This window comes from Wolbachia endosymbiont of Mansonella ozzardi (assembly GCF_020278625.1).
GTDB lineage: Bacteria > Pseudomonadota > Alphaproteobacteria > Rickettsiales > Anaplasmataceae > Wolbachia.
In genome coordinates, this window is record NZ_JADAKK010000032.1 from 7,639 (window position 1) to 12,648 (window position 5,010).

The following is a 5,010-nucleotide window of genomic DNA, read 5'->3' on the forward strand; positions in this document are numbered from 1 at the left end:
ACAGTCTATTCCAAATCTGCCTGGTTATGTTACGATCAAATCTCTTGTTCTGAACAAAGAGAGAAATATTGATGCTGTAACTATGAATCAGATTTTGAATGGTAATATGATAGAGATAGTGAGAGCTAATATGGTCTTTGACTGGTATACTATACTAAATAGATGAGATGATAAAGATAAAGCTGTTTTTTATTTTTACTCTACTGTTTTTCAGTGTTAATGTGTATTGCAACTGTAAAGATATTATAGAAAGTATAGAAATTTGTAAAGAGTATACTTGTCGGCAATATATTGGTAATGAAGATTTTATCGAGCACAGAATACTAGGGTTAAGTAGCAAGGGTTTATGTGTACATATAGAAAAACAAGATAATGATAAAATGATTTGTCATCACTCTAAGCATGGGGTAATGATGGAAAAAAAATATTTCGAGAGCATTTTCAAAGTTGGTAATCAAGAAGTTGATGATTTTATTAACATAGCAAATTTGCGTGCAAAAGAATGTTTCTTTATAAACGATCGAAAAACAAATTATACTGACCAGGATGATATAATAAAGGAAGCAGTGGAGAGTAACTTCGACGTCCTATCACAATACAATGATATGAAAAGCATTTTTTTTGATGAGGACTCGACTAGTAAGATAGTCAGTGAAATGGAAAAATTTCACTTGCAGTCTTCGGAAGCTGTAGAAGAAAGGATATTAGATAATTTTAATTGTAAGGTGGTAAGTTTAGATTCGATTTTATACTTTTCTTCCGATACATGGAGAATATGGGTAAACGGAAGGCTGTTTTCTAATGCTAAGGATTTAAAAGTTCATTCGGTGACTGAAAACTATGTAACTTTTGTATGGACTGTAGACCAAAAAGTGGTAAAAAAGCGAGCGAATAATTCTCAGAATGTATATTTAGGTGATGGGAACGTTACGTTCACGCTCTATACGGGCCAAAAATTTGACTTAGATAGCTTGTCTATTAGATAATTTAATATATGTGCGCTTGTAGCTCAGTGGATAGAGCATTGCCCTCCGGAGGCAAAGGCCGTGGGTTCAAATCCCTCCAAGCGCATCAGATTTGACAATAGTATTTTCGCATAAGATAATATAAAAAGTTTATTCAAAGCATAATTATGTCTAGTGGTACTGTAAACAAAGTTATATTAATTGGTAATTTAGGAAGGGATCCTGAAATTAGAACTATGCAAAATGGAAAAGAGATGGCAAGTTTTTCAATAGCCACATCTGAAAGTTGGGCTGATAAGTTTTCCGGTGTACGCTCTGAAAAGACGGAGTGGCATAGTATTGTAGTGTTTAGTGAAGGATTAGTAAAAGTTATCAAGGACTTTGCACGCAAAGGCAGTAAAGTTTACGTTGAAGGCTCTTTGAGAACTAGGAAATATACTGACCAAAATGGTAGTGAAAGATATATCACAGAAGTGTTGCTGCAAAATTTCAGTGGCGTTTTTACACTCTTGGATTCACGAAATAGTGCACCAAGCTCTGATTATAAGCCAAATGAATACAAGCAAAACGAAACAGAGCAAAAAAATCAGTATGAAAATTTTGATAGTGAGATAAAAGAAGAGCTAATCGATGATGAAATACCGTTTTAATAACTTCAATTGAAATTATTAGATCTCTTGCATTATGGTAGGGAACTTTTATGTATCGATTCAAGAGAATGATGAATATTGAAGCAAAAGTGGTGTCATGCAAGTAGCTAACACTGAAATCCAGTTTTTGGTAGCTTCATTTAAAATGCTGTATAGTGGACTCGTTTGCAATCAACTTTACTGGACTCCAGTGCCTAGGCACTGGGATGACATCCTTTGTTATAAACTTACTTTTACTCTATGGTTATCTTTTTATGTTACCTTATCCACCCTATTTTGTCATCCCACTGAACGAATACATTTTTTCGAAAAATGCAGATGAGCAGAGATCTATTATCTACATTTCTATTGACTACTTGTGTTACCCCCTTTAATTATAGTGGAGATGGTATAGATTATCGCAGTTTGCAGCGTTTACTCACAATGCAAGCTGAAGCTGGAAATGGCGTAGTGTTGCTAGGTAGCACAGGTGAGGGTCTATCACTCACCGATTCTGAAAAACGTGCATTAGTTGAATTCGTGTGTAAGCTGGAATTAAACACGAAAATTATGGTTGGCGTACCCGGAGTGAATTTACATCAGGCTCTCAAGTGGCTTGACTTTTGCAAGGATATGCCTATTCATGGTTATCTAATGACAACTCCAATTTATACAAAGCCTGGAATCATGGGACAGACTTTATGGTTTGAAAAGCTACTTGAAATAGCACATGTACCAGCTATGCTTTATAACATTCCATCGAGAGCAGGAGTAAATCTTCATGCTGAAACTGTACGCAACTTATCCAGCCATGAAAAATTTTGGACTATCAAAGATTCAAGTGGCACTGCTGATACTTTAATTGAATATAAGAAAGTTGCGCCAAATATCGAAGTTTTTTGTGGGGATGATAATATGATATCTGATATGGCTGCTCGTGGTGCAGCTGGCCTGGTCTCTGTTGCCTCCAATATTTGGCCACGCGTGGCGTATAAATATGTAAAACAATGCCTACTTCCATTCCAGCACATGACGTTGAAATCTAAGAAAAAAACAACTACTCAAATGACAGAAGATGGCAAAAAGAATTTGACGAATGTTTGGCAACAAGTTTGCAAGGCATTATTTATTGCCAGCAACCCCATACCCACTAAAGCACTCCTGCATGATATTGGGCTCATAGAGCACAAAACTGTCCGTCTACCACTCAGCACAGAAGACTTGCCTTCCATTGAAACATTGCGGAAAGTGAATGCTTTGATGGAAAGAGTTGACTAGTGGCTAGGAAAACTACACTTATTAACATCATCAACGTTCTCTGGAATTTCTGTTTTCAAATTTTCTATTCTTTTGAGGTGGCCCTTTAAGCCTTTTACAAGCTGCTGTTCTTCGCTAATGCGATCCTCTTTATCCTCATCTGTGACTATAATAGGCTTTTTACGGATGGCATATGTTTGACACTTTCTTTCAGTACGTTCGCCATCACATTCTCTTCTTTCTCGGTGATCTGTAGGATTACGATTATTTGCACCGTCAACCTTCACGTTGCTACCAACCCAGCTACCAGGTGGCGTTGGTGGAAAAAAAGAGTCTTTAATTTTGCTTGGATCAGAGTCACCTGGTGGTATTGATGAAGAAGAGTGTTCAGTTATCGCACTAAAAAGTAACATAATAACTTTGTATACTGTTGAAGCTAGGACAGCTATAACCAGGAGAGATTTAAGGCTAAGAGCAGCTAAGCCTATTCCGATTCCAAAAGAAACACCAATCACATACTACAACACATATAAACAGTTTACTAAAGATGTTTTGATCGTATGTATCACCATATATTTTGTTGAAAGGAATCTTATCCATAAGCAATAAAACGCCAATACTAACACGTTCAGCTAATAGGGGTATAGAGCCCCCCACAATCAAAGGCGATAAATTAGAACAGTACTTGAAAGCTACAATACCACCTATAAGTCCTGCAGACCCTATGGCTATTAATGTATACGATGCAAACTTTTTTTGGTCAGGTATAAATTTTTCTCTAAATTATTATAATCCTTTATTGTTAGATAACTTTGCAACCAATGTCAACTTTATAATTTAGAGTTTTTGCAAGAAGTAGAGAAAAGCCAATTATTTTTGGTGCTTCTGTAATGTCGCATGCTCTTAAATTGCTTTAGCTATAAACGTTAATAAATCTACAAGATAAAAAAATAAAAGTAAAAGAAACCCCGAGTGGCAAGTTTTGACTCTATAATACTTTAAATTGGTGTTATAATAATTTGCTGACGCTTAGTTTAAGCGCGATTTGGCTGAATGTAGAAAAAGTGAAAAGGACATGCAGCTGTTATAATTTGATAAAATCCACCGAAAAATACCCTGAGTTTTTTACTGAATTTTGTCATTGAGCCTGGAGATCAAAAACAAGTTTTGAATCAGAAATATCCTTGCTGTTATAAAGGGAGTTGAAAGAATTTTTCACGTAGTTTTTTAATTCTATTTCTATGAGCTACTTGAATTGCATGTGAGCAGTCTTTTATAAGATTTCACCCATTTAGAATAAAGTCTAGTGTCACCTCACGCCAAATGTGGTAATGTTTAGCAGACAAGCCAGTTATTGGGCACATTTATATGCCGCACACATTGCACTATCTGCTATTGACCTGAAAAGTAGATTATTTTTGTAGGAGCTACTGTTTATTACATCAATCATAATTATTTCACCTTGATTGGATAATAATAGATTAATTTTTATACTGAAATTTTCTTTGTAAGCTACGTTTTCATGAATACTCCAGCATTTTGTGAGCTTTTCTCTTATAGAATTGATGATTTCTGCTACAACTAACTCGTTATTTTTGCTCTTAACACTCTTTTTGCTTTTTATTTCATTCTCTGTTTCTCTAGGCTTTACTGCATCCTCCAGCTTTGTACCTACACTGTTTTTTCTTTTTGGAATTGGAGTAGTTTCGGTTCTGTTGACTTCTTTTTGCATTTCTATGATTTGCCTCGATTGTGCTGTTTGTTTTATAACATCGGTACTTAGTTGCTCAATTACCTTTTTTTCCTTTGTGGTGTAAGGACAAATTCTGTTGCTTGACGTATCGTTTGTTTTGGCCTCTATTGAAGGTAACAGAAAAAATGAAAGATAACATAAAGACAAAAAAAGAACATAGTTAGAACAAGAAAGCGCATGTGTTGAAACCTATTTTACTGGTTTAAAGCTAATATTGTACATAAAGTCAACATATTTTGAAGCTACTGTAGCAGATTTAAGCTTAGCCAACGCTTGCTGGCGATTTAGTTTGAGAAAAAATGTGGCATTACTGTTACGAAAACAGATTACGCGAAAAGCTTAACATGCTTCTTTTTTGCCCAACGGAATAAATGTGTTGCTACTAGTAAGCAGGTACTTAATATTG

At 35.3% G+C, this 5,010-nt stretch carries 5 protein-coding genes, 1 tRNA gene and 1 pseudogene; 5 read left to right on the plus strand and 2 right to left on the minus strand.

What is annotated here, in order from left to right:
* The first annotated feature begins 170 nt into the window (after positions 1–170).
* The 4 genes from IHO40_RS03785 (at position 171) to dapA (ending at position 2,872) form a co-directional block, all read left to right on the plus strand.
* Positions 171–986 (plus strand): hypothetical protein, encoded by an 816-nt coding sequence (locus IHO40_RS03785; RefSeq protein ID WP_225536838.1) that lies wholly within the window; start codon positions 171–173, stop codon positions 984–986.
* 12 nt (positions 987–998) lie between these two features.
* Positions 999–1,071 (plus strand) — tRNA-Arg (locus IHO40_RS03790).
* Positions 1,072–1,132: 61 nt separating this feature from the next.
* Complete coding sequence (gene ssb, locus IHO40_RS03795) at positions 1,133–1,615, plus strand: single-stranded DNA-binding protein (protein WP_225536834.1); 483 nt, start codon at positions 1,133–1,135, stop codon at positions 1,613–1,615.
* A 318-nt stretch (positions 1,616–1,933) separates the two neighbouring features.
* Complete coding sequence (gene dapA / locus IHO40_RS03800; RefSeq protein WP_410543359.1) at positions 1,934–2,872, plus strand: 4-hydroxy-tetrahydrodipicolinate synthase; 939 nt, start codon at positions 1,934–1,936, stop codon at positions 2,870–2,872.
* On the opposite strand, the gene IHO40_RS03805 is transcribed toward dapA, so the two are convergent.
* Positions 2,869–3,138, minus strand: coding sequence for a hypothetical protein (locus tag IHO40_RS03805; RefSeq protein ID WP_225536836.1), 270 nt, complete (start codon positions 3,136–3,138; stop codon positions 2,869–2,871). The two genes, dapA and IHO40_RS03805, sit on opposite strands and share 4 nt — an antisense overlap.
* Position 3,139: 1 nt before the next feature.
* Here IHO40_RS03805 and IHO40_RS03810 point away from each other — a divergent pair, with 1 nt between their 5' ends.
* Complete coding sequence (locus IHO40_RS03810) at positions 3,140–3,460, plus strand: hypothetical protein (protein ID WP_225536837.1); 321 nt, start codon at positions 3,140–3,142, stop codon at positions 3,458–3,460.
* A 674-nt stretch (positions 3,461–4,134) separates the two neighbouring features.
* On the opposite strand, the pseudogene IHO40_RS03815 reads toward IHO40_RS03810, so the two are convergent.
* Positions 4,135–4,712, minus strand: a pseudogene (locus IHO40_RS03815) (hypothetical protein).
* Positions 4,713–5,010: the final 298 nt, after the last annotated feature.

Bases quoted from the DNA above. Each gene is read 5' to 3' on its own strand.
- dapA (WP_410543359.1), top strand. From the start codon at position 1,934: ATGAGCAGAGATCTATTATCTACATTTCTATTGACTACTTGTGTTACC.
- ssb (WP_225536834.1), top strand. From the start codon at position 1,133: ATGTCTAGTGGTACTGTAAACAAAGTTATATTAATTGGTAATTTAGGA.